The sequence below is a fragment of the Phenylobacterium sp. LH3H17 genome, assembly GCF_024298925.1.
Taxonomy (GTDB): domain Bacteria; phylum Pseudomonadota; class Alphaproteobacteria; order Caulobacterales; family Caulobacteraceae; genus Phenylobacterium.
Genome location: NZ_CP101283.1, coordinates 3720159 through 3735466, shown reverse-complemented (window position 1 = coordinate 3735466; position 15308 = coordinate 3720159). Strand labels below are relative to the sequence as shown.

At 69.2% G+C, this 15308-nt stretch carries 15 protein-coding genes and 1 tRNA gene; 11 read left to right on the top strand and 5 right to left on the bottom strand.

What is annotated here, in order from left to right; genetic code table 11:
• The first annotated feature begins 41 nt into the window (after positions 1 to 41).
• Positions 42 to 1535, top strand: coding sequence for a HAMP domain-containing sensor histidine kinase (locus M9M90_RS18415; RefSeq protein WP_254834694.1), 1494 nt, complete (start codon positions 42 to 44; stop codon positions 1533 to 1535).
• Here M9M90_RS18415 and M9M90_RS18410 read toward each other — a convergent pair.
• Complete coding sequence (locus tag M9M90_RS18410; protein ID WP_371876873.1) at positions 1532 to 3247, bottom strand: gamma-glutamyltransferase family protein; 1716 nt, start codon at positions 3245 to 3247, stop codon at positions 1532 to 1534. The genes M9M90_RS18415 and M9M90_RS18410 overlap by 4 nt on opposite strands.
• Before the next feature lie 82 nt (positions 3248 to 3329).
• Between M9M90_RS18410 and M9M90_RS18405 the strand changes: the two genes are divergently transcribed.
• Both M9M90_RS18405 and M9M90_RS18400 read left to right on the top strand, forming a co-directional pair.
• Complete coding sequence (locus M9M90_RS18405; protein ID WP_254834692.1) at positions 3330 to 4352, top strand: P1 family peptidase; 1023 nt, start codon at positions 3330 to 3332, stop codon at positions 4350 to 4352.
• Positions 4353 to 4439: 87 nt separating this feature from the next.
• Positions 4440 to 4516: transfer RNA gene (locus M9M90_RS18400), tRNA-Arg, on the top strand.
• A 218-nt stretch (positions 4517 to 4734) separates the two neighbouring features.
• Here the strand turns inward: M9M90_RS18400 and M9M90_RS18395 are convergent.
• A complete protein-coding gene (locus tag M9M90_RS18395) occupies positions 4735 to 5205 on the bottom strand; it encodes an RpiB/LacA/LacB family sugar-phosphate isomerase (protein WP_254834691.1) in 471 nt (156 codons plus the stop codon).
• Between the two features lie 277 nt (positions 5206 to 5482).
• Here M9M90_RS18395 and M9M90_RS18390 point away from each other — a divergent pair, with 277 nt between their 5' ends.
• Positions 5483 to 6130 carry a choice-of-anchor C family PEP-CTERM protein gene (locus M9M90_RS18390; RefSeq protein ID WP_254834690.1) on the top strand — a complete coding sequence of 216 codons (648 nt, stop codon included), beginning with the start codon at positions 5483 to 5485 and terminating at the stop codon, positions 6128 to 6130.
• Between the two features lie 140 nt (positions 6131 to 6270).
• Here M9M90_RS18390 and rnk read toward each other — a convergent pair whose 3' ends face one another.
• Positions 6271 to 6690 (bottom strand): nucleoside diphosphate kinase regulator, encoded by a 420-nt coding sequence (gene rnk / locus M9M90_RS18385; protein WP_254834689.1) that lies wholly within the window; start codon positions 6688 to 6690, stop codon positions 6271 to 6273.
• Positions 6691 to 7030: 340 nt separating this feature from the next.
• Here rnk and M9M90_RS18380 point away from each other — a divergent pair, with 340 nt between their 5' ends.
• Positions 7031 to 7924, top strand: a complete 894-nt coding sequence (locus M9M90_RS18380) for a PEPxxWA-CTERM sorting domain-containing protein (protein WP_254834688.1) — start codon at positions 7031 to 7033, stop codon at positions 7922 to 7924.
• 35 nt (positions 7925 to 7959) lie between these two features.
• On the opposite strand, the gene M9M90_RS18375 is transcribed toward M9M90_RS18380, so the two are convergent.
• Positions 7960 to 9111 carry a S9 family peptidase gene (locus M9M90_RS18375; protein ID WP_254834687.1) on the bottom strand — a complete coding sequence of 384 codons (1152 nt, stop codon included), beginning with the start codon at positions 9109 to 9111 and terminating at the stop codon, positions 7960 to 7962.
• 29 nt (positions 9112 to 9140) lie between these two features.
• Here M9M90_RS18375 and M9M90_RS18370 point away from each other — a divergent pair, with 29 nt between their 5' ends.
• The 6 genes from M9M90_RS18370 (at position 9141) to M9M90_RS18345 (ending at position 14445) form a co-directional block, all read left to right on the top strand.
• Positions 9141 to 9830, top strand: a complete 690-nt coding sequence (locus tag M9M90_RS18370; protein ID WP_254834686.1) for a VOC family protein — start codon at positions 9141 to 9143, stop codon at positions 9828 to 9830.
• Between the two features lie 56 nt (positions 9831 to 9886).
• Positions 9887 to 10567: a spermidine synthase gene (locus M9M90_RS18365; protein ID WP_254834685.1), complete on the top strand. Its 681-nt coding sequence runs from the start codon at positions 9887 to 9889 to the stop codon at positions 10565 to 10567.
• A 47-nt stretch (positions 10568 to 10614) separates the two neighbouring features.
• Positions 10615 to 10812 (top strand): hypothetical protein, encoded by a 198-nt coding sequence (locus M9M90_RS18360; protein ID WP_254834684.1) that lies wholly within the window; start codon positions 10615 to 10617, stop codon positions 10810 to 10812.
• Between the two features lie 116 nt (positions 10813 to 10928).
• Positions 10929 to 13289 (top strand): transketolase, encoded by a 2361-nt coding sequence (locus M9M90_RS18355; RefSeq protein ID WP_254834683.1) that lies wholly within the window; start codon positions 10929 to 10931, stop codon positions 13287 to 13289.
• Positions 13286 to 13792, top strand: a complete 507-nt coding sequence (locus tag M9M90_RS18350) for a gluconokinase (RefSeq protein ID WP_254834682.1) — start codon at positions 13286 to 13288, stop codon at positions 13790 to 13792. The genes M9M90_RS18355 and M9M90_RS18350 overlap by 4 nt, the downstream gene beginning before the upstream one ends.
• Positions 13793 to 13932: 140 nt before the next feature.
• The gene (locus M9M90_RS18345) at positions 13933 to 14445 is read left to right on the top strand and encodes a hypothetical protein (RefSeq protein ID WP_254834681.1); all 513 of its coding nucleotides are present in this window, start codon (positions 13933 to 13935) and stop codon (positions 14443 to 14445) included.
• On the opposite strand, the gene tauD is transcribed toward M9M90_RS18345, so the two are convergent.
• The gene (tauD, locus tag M9M90_RS18340) at positions 14426 to 15304 is read right to left on the bottom strand and encodes a taurine dioxygenase (protein ID WP_254834680.1); all 879 of its coding nucleotides are present in this window, start codon (positions 15302 to 15304) and stop codon (positions 14426 to 14428) included. The genes M9M90_RS18345 and tauD overlap by 20 nt on opposite strands.
• Positions 15305 to 15308 lie beyond the last annotated feature (4 nt).

Here is a 15308-nt window from a genome sequence, read left to right as displayed (position 1 = left end):
CGTTGCCGAACCGTTCTCAGTGAAGTAACGGGGGAGTCGTCATGGCGGACGCCCCCATTCCCCAGCCGCCCATCAGGTCGCCCGGGCGCCGCTTCTTCTGGCCGGGCGGACTCTCGGCGCGTCTGCTGATCCTCACCATCCTGTTCGTGGCGGGCGCCGGCGCCATGGCCGTACCCGCGGCCCTGGCGGCCTTCGAGGAGCAGTGGCTGCTGGACCGGGTCCGGGCCGCCGAACTGGCCTCCCTGGCCACCGATGTCGACCCCGACCAGGTGATGAGCGAGGCCCTGGCCTCCAAGCTCCGCGCGGGGGCCGGAGTCCAGACCGTCGCCATCCTCGACAATGACGGCAACCGCTTCCTGAAGGTGCCGGGGCCGCGGTTGGCGCGGACGCCGTACCTGGTCGACTTGCGCGACCGGGCGCTGGGCTCCTGGCTGTCGGCGCCGTTCCAGACTCTGTCCGGGGGCGGCGAGGGCCGCATGGTCCGGGTGATCGCCGAGCCGCGCTTCTACGACGCCCAGTTCATCGAGGTGGTCGCGCCCGACGCGGCCCTGAAGGCGGAGCTGACAAAATACCTCTGGCGGCTCCTGGCGGTCATGGCCTTCGTCTCGGCGTTCGCCGGCGGGCTGGTCTATCTGTCGCTGAACTTCTTCCTGGTGCGGCCCATGCAGCGGATCACCCGCTCGATGGAGCGTTTCGCCGCCGACCCCGAGGACGCCTCCGCCCGCATCGCGCCCTCCGGTCGCCGCGACGAGATCGGCCGCGCCGAGGTGGAGCTGGGCCGGATGCAAGGCGAACTGCACACTGCGCTCGCCTCCCGCGCCCGGCTGGCGGCGCTGGGCGAGGCGGTGGCCAAGATCAATCACGACCTGCGCAACATGCTGACCAGCGCCCAGATCGCCTCGGAGCGGCTGGCCGCGCTCAAGGATCCCAAGGTCACCCAGGCCCTGCCGCGCCTGGAGCGGGCCCTGGACCGCGCCGTGACTCTGGCTTCCGACGTGCTGACCTATGGCAAGACCCAGGAGGTCGCGCCCGACGCCCGGCCCCTGCTGCTGGCGCCGGCCCTGGAGATCGCCGCCGAGGAGGCGCGGTTCTCCGACCGCATGCGACTGGTGACGAGCGTCGGCCCCGCCGACCAGGTCATCGCCGATCCGGACCAGCTACATCGGATTCTGGTCAACCTGCTGCGCAACGCCCGCGAGGCCGTGGAGCAGCAGGAGGGGCGCACGGCGCCTGGCCAGGTGCAGGTCTCCCTGGCCCAGGAGGACGGGTCGAGCCTGATCTATCTGGCCGACAACGGGCCCGGCGTCTCGGAGCGCGCTCGCGACCGGCTGTTCCAGCCCTTCGCCGGTTCAACGCGGCCCGGCGGGGCGGGCCTGGGCCTCGCCATTGCACGTGAGCTGGCCACGGGTCACGGCGGAGATCTTACCCTGGCCCAGACGGGGCCGGACGGCTCGGTGTTCGAACTGCGCCTGCCCGGCGTCCCGCCGCGCTTCAGGGCCGCGAAGAAGCGCCGCGCCCCGAGCTCCGAGGTCTAGAACCCCTTGGCCACGCCCTCGCGGCGGGGATCGGCGGCGCCTTCCAGGCCGTTCGGAGTCATCACCACCCCGTGCAGGCCCGAGCCCTCGCCGCCGAAGCCGGTGAATTTCACCCCCTTGGCCGCCAGGGCCTCGACCACGCCCGGCGCATACTTGGCCGGCTCGGAGGCGTAGCTGTCGCCGCGGGCGATCAGATTCGGCAGGTCGAAGGCGGCCTGGATCGGCATCTTCCAGTCCAGCACCCCCACCAGGGCCTTCAGATTGTAGGCCAGGATCGAGTTGCCGCCCGGCGAGCCGAAAGCCGCCACGAAGCGGCCCTGGCGATCCAGGACCACGGTGGGCGCCATCGACGAGCGCGGCCGCTTGCCCGGCGCCACGGCGTTGGCCGCCGGGGACTTGTCGGGATTGATCGGCGAGAACGAGAAGTCGGTGAGCTGGTTGTTCAGGAAGAAGCCGCCGACCATCCGCCCCGTGCCGAAGATGCTCTCAACCGTGGTGGTCATGGAGACCACGTTGCCGGCCGCATCCACGACGACGAAGTGGGAGGTGCCGGCCGGCTCGCGGGTGGCGTCGGGCGCGCGCGCGCCCGCGCCGCGGGGCTTGCCGGGGGCTGGCGCGGGGCCGGCGGTCTCGCCGATGAGCCTGGCGCGTTCGCTCACATAGCCGGGGTCCAGCAGGCCCTGCAGCGGCACCTCCACGAAGTCGGAGTCACCGAAGTACCGGTCGCGGTCGGCGTACATCAGGCGGCTGGCCTGGGCGAACAAATACCAGGCCTGGGGATCGGCCGGGCCGCGCGAGGCGATGTCGGTCTGTTCCAGAATTCCGAGCGCCTCCAGCAGGGCCGCCCCGCTCGAGGGCGGTGCGGGCACGCAGACCACATAGACGCGGTAGGGGCGGCAGACGGCGGGAGCGGCCTTGGGCCTGTAGGTCTTGAGGTCGGTGAGGCTGAGCGTCCCTGGCCGGGGACCCTCGGCCACCTTGGCGACAATGGCCTGCGCGATCGAGCCTTCCAGGATGGCCTTGGGGCCTTCAGCGGCGATCTTGCGCACCGTGGCGGCGTAGGCCGGGTTCCTCAGGACGTCGCCGGACTTGTACTTCTCGCCGTCGGGCTTTGTGAAATAGGCCTTGGCGTCGGGGGTCGCGCCCTGGGGGAAGGGCCCCGCGATCATGCCGCCCAGTCGGGGGCTGACCACGAAGCCCTGATCGGCCAGGCGCTCGGCGTCGGCGAACAGCTGGTTCCAGGCCAGCCTGCCATGCGCCGATTGCGCCATGGCCAGCATGGCCACGGCGCCTGGTGTTCCCGTCGCCCGTCCGCTGACCACCGCGTCGCGGAAGCCGATGGGCTTGGCCGCCTCGTCCAGGAACAGTTCCGGCGTGGCCCCGGCCGGCGCGGTCTCGCGGCCGTTGAAGGCGGTCACCTTGCGGGTCCTGGCGTCGTAATAGGTGAGGAAGGCGCCGCCCCCCAGGCCCGAGCTCTGCGGCTCCACCAGGCCCAGCACCGCCTGGACCGCCACGGCGGCGTCCACCGCCGAGCCGCCCTGGCGCAGGACGTTCAGCCCCGCCTCGACCGCATGCGGATTGGCTGCGGCGACCATGACCTTGGGTCCGGTCGGGGGCGTGTCGGATTGCTGGGGAATGGTGGCGCAGGCTGTGACCGACAGGGCGAGCGCCAGGCCGGCGAGACGATTGAGCTGAAACACGAAGGACCACATGCAAAGGCGGGGGGGAGGAAAGCCACACCATAGACATCGGCGCGCGTGGACAACAAACGCCAAGCCGTGCTTTCCGTTCTTAATGAGAGATGCAGCCCCCGGGTCGCGCAACCTGATCACCGATGTGCCGGGTCTGAAGGTGGGGCAGGCGCATGACCTCGCCGTCCGCAGCGGGGTCAGCGTCATCCTGCCCGACGAGCGCGCCGTGGCCGCCTGCGACGTGCGCGGCGGCGGCCCGGGCACGCGGGAGACCGACGCGCTCAACCCCGAGAACCTGGTCGACGCCATCGACGCCATCGTGCTGTCGGGGGGCTCGGTCTACGGCCTGGCCGCCGCCGACGGGGTCGCCGGCTGGCTGGGGGCCCATGGCCGCGGCTATGGCCTGGTGCTCCGGCCCGGCGTGCCGACCTCTCCGGTCGTCCCCGCGGCCATCCTCTATGACCTGGCCAATGGCGGCGACAAGGCCTGGGGCGAAGACCCGCCTTATCGCCGCCTGGGCCGCGAGGCGGTGGTGAGCGCCGGCCTCGACTTCGAGCTCGGCACCACCGGCGCCGGCTATGGCGCGATGGCGGGAAGCCTGAAGGGCGGGACGGGCTCAGCCTCGCTGATCGCCGCCGACGGGATCGCGGTGGGCGCCCTGGTGGCCGTCAACCCCTTCGGCTCGGTGGTCGCCCCGGGCGGGCGCACCTTCTGGGCCGCGCCCTACGAGATCGGCCAGGAATTCGGCGGCCTGAGCCCCTCCGGCCTGCGCGCCGTTGCGGACGACTGGGGCCTGGCCAAGGCCGACCCGGCCGCGCGGATGAACACCACCATCGCCTGCGTCGCCACCGACGTGGCCCTGACGCCGGCCCAGGCCAAGCGGGTGGCGGTCATGGCCCAGGACGGTCTGGCCCGCGCCATCCGCCCCATCCACGCTCCCTTCGACGGCGACGTGGTCTTCGCGCTGTCCACCGCCCACCGGCCCATGGGCGAGGCCGCCGACTTCACCATCGCCCGCATCGGCGCGCTGGCCGCCGATGTCCTGGCGCGCGCCGTGGCGAGGGCCGTCTACGCCGCTACCCCCTGGCCGGGGACCGACGTCCGGACCTGGCGCGACCTGGCTTGAAAGCGAACCCTGAAATTTCCCGTCGCCCCGGCTTGCGCTTCGCCGCCGCCCGGACTAGGTTCCGCGCCCTCGCCGCAAGGCAGGTGCGCGCCCGTAGCTCAGCTGGATAGAGCATCAGACTACGAATCTGAGGGTCGGACGTTCGAATCGTTCCGGGCGCGCCATTTTCCTTATAAATACAGCCGTTTATGGGGCGGCGAAATGGGTCGCGCGACACCAGCGAGCGCCATCAAATGACGGGGCGTAGCCGCCTTGCTTACGCCAGTGGCTCGTTGAGAGTGAGCCGGTGACAGGGTTCAAGTCGGTCAGGACCCCCGCCCGCCTCGACGTGCGGCAGAAGGTAACCAGGACCTCCGCTGCTGACCCGAAAGCGGAACTCGTCCTACAGCCCCGAAGCATCGAGCTTGGCCAATCGTTCTCGACGCTCGGCATAGCGGCCGCCCAGGGCGGCTGTGTCCAGGAATGTCTTGAGAATCTGCTCGGCGGTGGCCTCGTCGACGGTGTCCGCGCCCAAGACCAGCATATTGGCGTCGCCGTGCTCGCGGGCGGGGACGCTTTCGGCCGCGGTATGGAGCAGGGTCGCCCGCATGAAAGGAAAGCGATTGGCCGTCATGGCCATCATCTGCCCGCTACCGCATATTCCGATGGCGAAGTCGGAACGGTTCTCCTTGATTTCGGCCACCAACCGAAGCGCGTAGTCCATTGCATCGACTCGCTCGGCGCCACCGTCGGTCCCGCAGTCCTTCACCTTGTAGCCGTTGGCTTGCAGCCAGCCTTTTAGTCGCTCCTTGAGAACGACACCGCGATGATCGGCCCCGATCGAGATTGGCTTGTCCGTAAGTTTTCGGGTCATGGTTCAACCTGGCGTGCGCTCGGAGGCAGGTGCGAAGTCCTGTTCGTCGTAGCGCGGACCAATGTCCGCTTTCGGCGGATTCGGCTAGCCGCAGGTCCGTTCACCGCCCGGGCATGGCCATCGCAGCAATGTCGTCCAGGCGACTTTCGTTCTCCGTATTGGGGAAAGTTAAGCGTTTGGAGCGAACTGCGTTGCCGGGCCAAGGTTGTGGTGGTCTATGGCCCGCAACTGCTGGGGGCGTTGCGCCGACTCGGCGCGTAAACTCGGAACACCCATCATGAAGTTCAAATCCCTCCTGGCCACCGCGGCCCTGATTTCGGCCGCCGCCCTCGCCCAGAACGCGTCCGCTGCCGTGAACATCGTCAGCAACGGCGGCTTTGAAGCCGGCTCGATCAATCCGGGCTCGTTCACCACCCTGTTCGGCGGCAGCACCGCCATCACCGGCTGGACCGTCGGCCCCGACAGCGTCGACTATATCGGCAGCTACTGGCAGGCTTCGGAAGGCGCGCGCAGCGTCGACCTCTCGGGCGCCCAGCCGGGCAGCATCGCCCAGACCCTCACCACCGTGGCGGGCCAGTACTACAAGGTGACCTTCGACCTGGCCGGCAATCCGGACGCCGGTCCTGTGCTGAAGGCCATGGCGGCCTCGTCCGCCGGCCCGGTCCAGAACTTCTCGTTCAACACCACCGGCGCGAGCCATGGCGCCATGAACTGGACGCCCAGCAGCTTCATCTTCCAGGCCACCTCGACCTCGACCACCCTGTCCTTCGCATCGTTGACCGGCGACGCCTTCGGCCCGGCCATCGACAATGTCGCGGCCTCGGCGGTTCCGGAGCCCGCGACCTGGGCCATGATGATCATCGGCTTCGGCGCCGTCGGCTCCATGGCCCGTAGCCGCCGCCGTCAGACCCTGGCCGCCATCTAAGCGTCCAGCCATCCCGATCGAAAGGCCCGGCCGCGCGCGAGCGCAGCCGGGCCTTTTTCGGTTTGGGCCTAGGTCGTCAGGTCCGGCCTCTGCCCGTCGATCCAGGTCGCGGCGACCACCAGGTTGGCGCGCCGGCCTGGCTAGAGGGTCAGTCGAACCGGCGGCGTCGCGCGCAGGATTCTGAGCGATCGTTCCTGGCCGTCGCGGTTCGGCCATAAGATCTCGTCGCCCGCGGTGAGGCCAATCAGGCCGGCGCCGACCGGCGTGACCACCGAGATCTTGCCGGCGCCGATGTCGGCTTCGGTGGGGAAGACCAACAGCACCGTGCGACGCTTGCCGTGCGTTTCGTCGATGAAGGCCACGGTCGAGTGCATCTGCACCACATCGGCGGGGACGACGGCGTCGGGTTGGATTTCGGCGCGGTCGATCTCGCCGAGAAGCAGGCCGGCCGCGAAGGGCGCGGATGGCTCCATCTGCAGGGCGAGCGCGGAGAGGCGCTCGGCGTCGGTTTCTCCGAGAATGACCTTGGGACGTGCGTGGGCGGGGGTCGCCGATGGCATGGTGATGTTCCGGACTTGGGGATGGGCATGGGCCCGCGCGACGGCGCAGGCTGGCTGGGATCTGGAAGACGCCCCGAATCCCCGCGCGGCGCGCGCCATGGGACCGGGGCTAAAGGCCTGCTAGCAGGCTGCCGCCGTGATGCCGAAATCGTCCGAAGGTGGGTCGCCGGAACATGCGCCCATTCAGCATCGCCACCCCGCGAAGTCAAATCAGGCTGCCTGAAGATTCAACTCAGAAGGGAAGGGCGGTTCCCTCGTTGTTAATAAAGATTAACGTGCCCGCACGCGGTGGCGGAACTTCGCCACCAGGGGTTCTCATTTTCAACATTGGGGGGTTCTGATGCAGCTTAGAGTCATGCTTGTCGCCACGACCATGCTGGCGATCTTCGCGACGGCGGCGCCCGCGGCGGCCACCGTGGTCGAAAACACCGAGCTGGGCTCGATCGCGCCCGGCTCGACCACCACCGACTCGACCGGGACCCGGTCGACCAACGCCAGCGGCGCCACCCTGGGCGGCGAGGCGCTGGCCGGCGACCAGTGGCAGCAGCAGAACGTCCGCGGCAATGGCGTGGTCGGGATCACCACCGACTATGCCGACGCCAATGGCGGCAACGGTTCGATCTATTTCAGCACCGATGGGTCGGGTCCGTCGAAGGCGGACATGGAGTACCGCTTCTCCCAGCCGCTTCTGCTCTCGGACTTCACCGGCGGCAGCTATGACTGGTTCCGTGACAGCGCCTCCACGATCAATCCGGCGCCGGCTCCATCGTACCGACTGATGCTGGAAACAGCGCTGGGCGCCTATGCCGGCTACCTGGTGTTCGAGCCGTACCTCCAGGGCGCCCCGCCGATCGAGGATGCCTGGCAGACGACGACGATCGACACGACCAACTCGCTCTTCTGGTCGAACAAGGTCATCGTCGCCCTGCCGTCGCCCTGTTCGGACCCGCTCCGCATGGCGCCGAGCTGCCTGCACAGCATTTCCGATTGGTCGACCTTCAACCCCGGCTACAAGGTGACGGGCTTCTCCACCGGCGTCGGCTCCGGCTGGAGCCCCGGCACCTTCGTCGGCGCAGTCGACAATTTCAGCTATTCCTTCGGAAGCTCCACCTCGAACTTCGACTTCGAGGTCTCGGCGGTTCCTGAACCGGCGACCTGGGCGATGATGATCTCGGGCTTCGGCCTGGCGGGCGCGTCGCTCCGCCGCCGCAGGACCGCGGCCCTGGCGGCCTGATCGTGGCGACACGGGAGAGGCTGGGCGGGGGCGATCTAGAAGCCGCGCTCGTCCAGCCAGCCGGTCACCGTCGCGGTAGCCTGTGGCAGTAGGTCGGGCCGTTCCATGTAGTAGTGGTCGGCGCCCTCAATATCGACATAGGTCTTGTCCTCCGAGGCCAGGGCCGCGAACAGCCGTCGCGCATGGCTGGGCGTGCAGGCCAGGTCTGCTGTGTTGTTGATGGTCAGAGAAGGACAGGTGACGTTGGCGGCGTTCAGCACCCCGTTGGCCCGGCTCTCGTCATAGCTCCACTGCGACAGCCATGACCGCAGGGTGGTGAACCGCCCCAAGCCCACCGGCCCGTCATTGGCGATGCGCGGCTCGCCGAGATAGCAGGTGTAAGGCCGGCGGTCGGAGGGATCCTGGGTCGGATCGGTCCACCGCACGTCGCACATGGTGCCATAGACCACGAAGGGCCGCTCCATGTCCGGCTCGCCGTTGGCCTTCAGCTCGGCCAGCGTCGCCTTGGCGCGTGCGGTGATGCGGCGATTGCGGGCGATCTGGGCCTCGCGGAATCGAGCCACGAAGGCGTCGGAATAGGGCGGCTGGTTCGGGCAATCGGGGCTGTAGATGTTGAGCTCCAGGTCGCGCTCGAAGGGCTTGTCCTCGTCAAGGATCGAGGGATCGATCCACTCGGTCATGGTCACCGAGCGGCTGATGTGGGCCGCGAGCAGCAACACCGCGTCGGCGGGCTGCAGGTCGGCGGCCGTCAGGTCCACCGGGTCCCCGGCCGGCGTGGTGGTGATGGTCGGGCGGGTCGCTTGATCCTGGTAAAACAGCGACAGGGAGCCGCCGCCCGACCAGCCGCCCAGCACCACTTTCTCGTAGCCGAAGCGGGTCTTCAGGTCGGCGATGCAGGCGCCCAGGTCGAGTACGCACTTTTCCAGGATCAGGGCGGTGTCGTTCCCCCGATAGCGAGTGTTGCAATAGATGACGTGGCGGCCGGCGCGGGCGAGCGCGCTGACCAGGGGCAGGAACGAGCCGCCGCCGATCGGGTGGCTGAACAGGATGACGGTCTTGGAGTCGCCGGTCTCAGGCCGGATGCGCATGCACTCGACGAAGACCTGGCCGTCGGGGCCGCCATAGGTCTCCTTCAGCTTGCTCTTCTCGGCATAGGCATAGCCATATGGCTCGCGTACGATCTTCATGCATGTCCCCTCCCGCAGGTGAGATCACCATGGCGCAGCAACCGACCGGCATCCACCACCTGGCCTTCATGGCCGGAGACATCAAGAAGCACATCGCCTTCTTCTCGGAGGTCATGGGGTGCCCGCTGGTGGCGCTGTTCGACATGCACGGCGTCCCGGGAGGGCTGCACGCCTTCCTGCGGATGAACGACCATTCCTACTTCTCGATCGTGCAGCTCCCGGACGTCGACAAGATCCCCATCGAGCTGGGCAAGACCCACGCCGGCAGCGGCGCCCTGCCCAGCGCGCCGGGCACGCTGCAGCACCTGGCCTTCGGGGTGGACACCGACGCCGACCTCATCGCCATGCGCGACCGCATCCGCAGCCACGGGGTCAATGTCATCGGCCCCGTCGACCACGGCATGTGCCGCTCGATCTATTTCGCGGGGCCCGATCAGATGACGCTGGAGGTCGCCACCTCGCAGGAGGCGATCGATCCGGAGGCCTGGATCGATCCCGCAGTGCTCGCCAAGGCCGGCATCGACGCGGTGGAGGCCGCCCGCTTCAGGGCGCCGGCCGCCTATGCGGGGCCCAGTCCCGTGGCCCAGCCGGCCTATGCCGAGGACAAGCCGCACATGGCCTATCCGAAGGAGGCCTATCTGCGGATGATCGCTCTGCCCGACGAGGTGATCACGGCGTCGGCCTCCTATGTCGACCCGCCGGTGAAGCAGCCGGCCTGAGGCGTTCCCTTCGCGTCTCGGTGTATTCCAGCGGGTGATCAAGGACGCCCGTCACGATGATTCGCTGGACTCACCTCGACACGACCACGGTTCCGGACGACGGCGGCGAGCTGCGGCTCATGCAGCGGGGCGCCGAGTTCTCGATCATGTCGGGCGGCATCGAGCTGATGAACAGCCGGCTCAGCGGCTCGGAAAAGGCCTTGGCCACCTTGGCCTGCGAGCGCCTGCGGGACCGGCCGAGGTCCCACATCCTGATCGGCGGATTCGGCATGGGGTTCACCCTGCGCGCCGCCCTGGAAAACCTGGGGCCGCAGGCGCGGGTCACGGTGGCCGAACTGGTCCCGGCGGTGATCGCCTGGGCGCGTGGACCCATGGCGCACATCTCGGGCGAATGCCTGCAGGACCCTCGCCTGACCATCTACGAGGGCGACGTCGGCGCCCTGATCGGGTCGGCCCAGGCGACCTACGACGCCATCCTGCTCGACGTGGACAACGGCCCCGAGGGCCTGAGCCGCAAGGCCAACGACCGCCTCTACGACCAGGGGGGGCTGGCCGCCGCCCGACGGGCGCTGCGGCCCGGCGGCGTGCTGGCCGTGTGGTCCTCGGCGCCGAACGCGGCCTTCACCCAGCGGCTTAGAAGAGCGGGCTTCGCGGTCGAAGAGGCGCGCGTGCGGGCAACCGGCGGGAGCCGTGGGGCGCGCCATGTCATCTGGTTGGCCACGTCGCCGGGGGCCTGACCCACGACAGGCGTCGCGCTTCGGCCGCACCGCAGGTAGGATGGGCCATGGCATACAGGATATCAGCCCGCCATCCCGGCCGGGCGGTGACATACACGATCGACACGGAAGAGGCGGCTCTCGCCAAGTGGGAGGAGCTGACCGCCGACGGCGTGCCCTTCGAGATGACCGATTCCGACGGGGTCATCGTCGATGACATCGACCTTGAAGACCGCATCGACGCGCGAAGCGAACCCGAGGCCTGAACCACCGCGAGCCAAGGCACAATCTGCCCCGAACGGAGGGGCGGGACGGCTGTCTTTGCAAATTTCTCCGCTTGGGGTCGTGATAGGCCAGCGGGGTCGCAAGGGAACCGCCGTCCATGTCTCGCGCCAGTCTGAAGACCGCGCCCACCGCCGACCGCGCGGTCGAGCACCTGAACCGGTTGGACGAGCGGCTGCGCTGGCTGTCGACCTGGACCATCCACAACGCCAACCACCTGAGGAACAGCCGCGACGGGCTGAAGGTGGGCGGCCACCAGGCCTCCTGCGCCTCGATGACCACCATCCTGGCGACGCTCTATTTCCACGCCCTGCGCCCGCAGGATCGGGTGGCGGTGAAACCTCACGCCAGCCCGGTGTTCCATGCGATCCAGTACCTGCTGGGCCGCCAGTCCCGCGACCAGCTGGAGCGGTTCCGGGCCTATGGCGGCGCCCAGTCCTATCCCTCGCGGACCAAGGACCATGACGACGTCGATTTCTCCACCGGCTCGGTGGGGTTGGGCGTGGCGGTCACGGCCTTCGCCTCGCTGACCCAGGACTACCTGAAGGCCCACGGCTGGCTGGACCCGGCGCGCGAAGGCCGGATGGTCGCCACCCTGGGCGACGCCGAGCTGGACGAGGGCAACATCTACGAGTGCCTGATCGAAGCCTACAAGCACGACATCAAGAACGCCTGGTGGATCGTCGACTACAATCGCCAGAGCCTGGACGCGACCACCGCGGACCGGATGTTCGACCGGTTCGACGACATCTTCGCCACCTTCGGCTGGCGGGTGCTGAACCTGAAGCACGGAAAGGCCCAGCTCGCCGCCTTCGCCCAGCCGGGCGGGGACCACCTGCGGACCTGGATCGACGCCTGCCCCAACGCCGACTATGCGGCGCTCACCTACCAGGGCGACTGGCGCGAGCGGCTGATGCGCGACATCGGCGAGCGGCCCCACGTGAAGGCCCTGCTGGACAGCTATGACGAGCCGGGGCTTGCGGCCCTGATGACCGGCCTGGGCGGCCACTGCGTCGAGACCCTGCTGGAGGCCTATGCCGAGGCCTCGGCCGACGACACGCCCACCCTGTTCATCGCCTACACCATCAAGGGCTTCGGCCTGCCCCTGGCCGGCCACAAGGACAACCACGCCGGCCTGATGACCCCCAACCAGGTGGAGACCCTGCGCCAGGCCCTGGCCGTGCCGGAGGGCGATGAGTGGGAGCCCTATGCCGGCGTGCCGACCCACGAGGCCGACGCGCTGCGCGCCTTCGTCGAGGCCTCGCCCTTCGCGCAGCCGGCTGACCGGAGGCCGGTGGCGCCGATGATCCCGATCCCCGCCCGGTCCGAGTTCCCCTCGCCCGACGGCAAGGAGCAGTCCACCCAGGCCGCCTTCGGGCGGATCCTGCTGGACCTGTCCAAGCTGGACCATCCCATCGCCGGGCGGCTGGTGACCACCTCGCCGGATGTGACGGTCTCGACCAATCTCGGTGGGTTCGTGAACCATCGCGGGCTGTTCCGCCGCCGCGAAACCCGCGACGTGTTCCGTGACGCCAAGATCCCCTCGACCCAGAAGTGGATCGGCGGGCGCGCGGGTCAGCACATCGAGCTGGGCATCGCGGAGAACAACCTGTTCCTCAACCTGGCGGCCCTCGGCCTGGCCGGCGCTATCTGGGGCGAGCGGTTGCTGCCCATCGGCACGGTCTATGACCCGTTCATCGCCCGCGGCCTCGATGCGCTGAACTATGCCTGCTACCAGGACGCCCGCTTCATGCTGGTGGCCACGCCTTCCGGCCTGACGCTCGGTCCCGAGGGCGGGGCGCACCAGTCGATCCACTCGCCGGTGATCGGCATCGGCCAGCCCAAGCTCACCTATTTCGAACCTGCCTTCGTCGACGAACTGGCCGAGGTCATGCGCTGGTCCTTCGAGCACATGCAGGCCGACGACGGCGGCTCGGTCTATCTGCGGCTGACCACCCGAGCCTTCCCGCAGGTCGAGCGCCAGGACGACGCCTGGCGCGACGAGGCGCTCAAGGGCGCCTACTGGCTGCGCCGGCCAGGCGCGAACGCCGAGGCCGCCATCGTGTTCTGTGGCGCGGTGGCCCCAGAGGTGCTGGAAGCCGCCGACCAGCTGGCCGAGGACTTCGGCGGGATCGGGGTGTTGAACGTGGTCTCGCCGGGCCTGTTGCACCGCGACTGGATGGCCTCGCAGCGCGCCCGCTGGACCGAGGGGACGCCGCGCCAGAGCCACGCCGCCAGGCTGCTCTCCGAGCTCGGCCCCGGCGCGGGCCTGGTCACCGTGATCGACGGCTCGCCCGGCGCGCTCTCCTGGCTGGGCGGGGTGCTGGGCCAGCGGGTCAGCCCGCTCGGTCTCGACGAGTTCGGCCAGGTCGGCGACCTTCCCGACCTCTATCGCCGCTACCGCCTGGACGCCCAGGCCATCGTCGAGGCCTGCGCCGGCCTCTTCCTCGGCGACGCATGACGGGACGGACGCTCATTGTCGTCATGGGCGTGGCCGGCAGCGGCAAGTCCACCGTCGGCCGAGCGGCGGCCGAGCGCCTGGGCCTGCCCTTTGTCGAGGCCGACGATTTCCACTCCCCGGCCAACCGCGAGAAGATGGCCGCGGGCCGGCCGCTCTCCGACCCGGACCGCCGGCCCTGGATCGAGGCGCTTACGGCCGCGCTGAAACGGTCCGATGCGCCCGTCACCATCGTCGCCTGCTCGGCGCTCACCCATAGCGTGCGCGTCTGGCTGGAGGCAGGGTTTGACGGCGCCGTGCGCTATATCCTGCTGTCCGGCGATCCGGAGCTGATCGGCGCGCGCCTGGCTGGACGCCGTGGTCACTTCGCCGGGAAAAGCCTTCTCGCGAGCCAGTTCGCCGCCCTGACGCCGCCCGACGACGCCCGGCTGGTGGACGTCGCCCGTCCTGTCGAAACGGTGGTGGCCGACGTCTGCGCGCGGATCGTGGAATTCGCGCCACATTAGAAATTTGAAATGTTGGGCAACCTTGGCGTAACCCTTCAGCGCTACTATGTCCCGCATCGCCCAAGAATTTTTGACGCGGGGAGGCGTCGATTCTGTCTCGGGCTCCGTAGCCAAGACAGAATATTCCCGGAGTCCTCCCCGTGTTCCGCACTCTCCTTCTCGCAGGCATGGCGCTCGTGGCTGCCGCCTGCAGTCCACCCGCCGCCAAGGTCCCGCTGACCTCGGTGGCGGCCGTCGCCCCCACTGCCGCCCAGGCGGTCCAGGACGTGCGCGGCATCGTCGAACCCTGCGAGCAGGCCATGAACCGCGCTGGCGGGCACTTCGATCAGTTGGCGGCCTCCGCCTCGCCTCAGGCCGGCGCCCGCGCCGCCGTGGGCGCCACCAAGGCCGCCTGCCTCACCGCCTTCGCCGCCCTGCAGAAGGCCCACGCGCCCGGCGCCGTCCGCGACGCGTGCCTGAGCGCGGTCTATACCCGCGAGACCCTGGCCGACACCGCCATCCAGATGCTGGACGGCAAGGCCGGCGCGCTCGCCGTCACCACCCTGCGCTACAAGGCCGATGACCAGAGCGCCGCCAGCCAGGCCTGTTCCACGGCCCTGGCCACGTTGGGCGGGCGCGAGTTCGCCATGGTGGCTACTCCGCGGCAGCCCTGACCCCGGCCGGCATGCGCGAGCGGTGATAGGGCCGGTCGCCCAGCACCGTGGCGCGGTTCATGATCCGGCGGTGGGGCAGGTAGTCGTTGACCGCATAGTGCTGGGTCACCCGGTTGTCCCAGAAGGCCACGGCGTTCTCGCTCCAGCGCCAGCGGACCAGGAACTCCGGCTTCTGGATGTGCTCGAACAGCATGTGGAGGATCGCGTCGCTCTCTTTGCGGCGCAGGCCCTTGATCCGGTCGGTGAAGCCGAAATTGACGAACAGCCCGTCCTCGCCGGTCTCCGGATGGGTGCGGATCACCGGGTGCAACACCGGCGGGTGCTCCGCCAGCGCCTTGGCGTGCTTGTCCTCGCCGGCCCCCTTGGCGACGATCCCCCGCTGCGGGAAGCCGCGCGCGAAGTCGTGGACGGCGTCGAGGCCCGACAGGAACTCCCGGAACGCGGGCGACAGGGCCTCATAGGCCGCCTTCATGTTCGACCAAATGGTGTCGCCCCCCGAGGGCGGCAGATGCTTGGCGTACAGGATCGAGGCCATGGGCGGGGTCTCGATGAAGGTGACGTCGGTGTGCCAGCTGTCGTTGTCGGTGGGGTTGTCCTTGTGGTTGTCCAGGATGAAAAGCTCCGGCGCCTCCGGCACCCCCGGATAGAGCGGATGGGTGTGCAACGCCCCGAAACGGGCGGCGAAGTCCCGGTGCTGGACGGGGCTGATGTGCTGGTCCTCGAAGAAGATCACCTGGTGCTTCAGCAGCGCCCCGCGGATGTCGGCGAGCTGTTCGTCGTCCAGGCGCTGCGAGAGGTCGCAGCCCTCGATCACGGCGCCGATCGTGGGCGTCAGCGGCTTGATGGCGAACTTGGGCATGGTC

What these genes read in the sequence shown, in the direction of transcription:
- M9M90_RS18415 (WP_254834694.1), top strand. Translation starts at nt 42, where the DNA reads ATGGCGGACGCCCCCATTCCCCAGCCGCCCATCAGGTCGCCCGGGCGC.
- tauD (WP_254834680.1), bottom strand. Translation starts at nt 15,304, where the DNA reads ATGCCCAAGTTCGCCATCAAGCCGCTGACGCCCACGATCGGCGCCGTG.
- M9M90_RS18405 (WP_254834692.1), top strand. Translation starts at nt 3,330, where the DNA reads ATGAGAGATGCAGCCCCCGGGTCGCGCAACCTGATCACCGATGTGCCG.
- rnk (WP_254834689.1), bottom strand. Translation starts at nt 6,690, where the DNA reads ATGCCATCGGCGACCCCCGCCCACGCACGTCCCAAGGTCATTCTCGGA.
- M9M90_RS18380 (WP_254834688.1), top strand. Translation starts at nt 7,031, where the DNA reads ATGCAGCTTAGAGTCATGCTTGTCGCCACGACCATGCTGGCGATCTTC.
- M9M90_RS18365 (WP_254834685.1), top strand. Translation starts at nt 9,887, where the DNA reads ATGATTCGCTGGACTCACCTCGACACGACCACGGTTCCGGACGACGGC.
- M9M90_RS18375 (WP_254834687.1), bottom strand. Translation starts at nt 9,111, where the DNA reads ATGAAGATCGTACGCGAGCCATATGGCTATGCCTATGCCGAGAAGAGC.
- M9M90_RS18410 (WP_371876873.1), bottom strand. Translation starts at nt 3,247, where the DNA reads ATGTGGTCCTTCGTGTTTCAGCTCAATCGTCTCGCCGGCCTGGCGCTC.
- M9M90_RS18360 (WP_254834684.1), top strand. Translation starts at nt 10,615, where the DNA reads ATGGCATACAGGATATCAGCCCGCCATCCCGGCCGGGCGGTGACATAC.
- M9M90_RS18395 (WP_254834691.1), bottom strand. Translation starts at nt 5,205, where the DNA reads ATGACCCGAAAACTTACGGACAAGCCAATCTCGATCGGGGCCGATCAT.
- M9M90_RS18350 (WP_254834682.1), top strand. Translation starts at nt 13,286, where the DNA reads ATGACGGGACGGACGCTCATTGTCGTCATGGGCGTGGCCGGCAGCGGC.
- M9M90_RS18390 (WP_254834690.1), top strand. Translation starts at nt 5,483, where the DNA reads ATGAAGTTCAAATCCCTCCTGGCCACCGCGGCCCTGATTTCGGCCGCC.
- M9M90_RS18370 (WP_254834686.1), top strand. Translation starts at nt 9,141, where the DNA reads ATGGCGCAGCAACCGACCGGCATCCACCACCTGGCCTTCATGGCCGGA.
- M9M90_RS18355 (WP_254834683.1), top strand. Translation starts at nt 10,929, where the DNA reads ATGTCTCGCGCCAGTCTGAAGACCGCGCCCACCGCCGACCGCGCGGTC.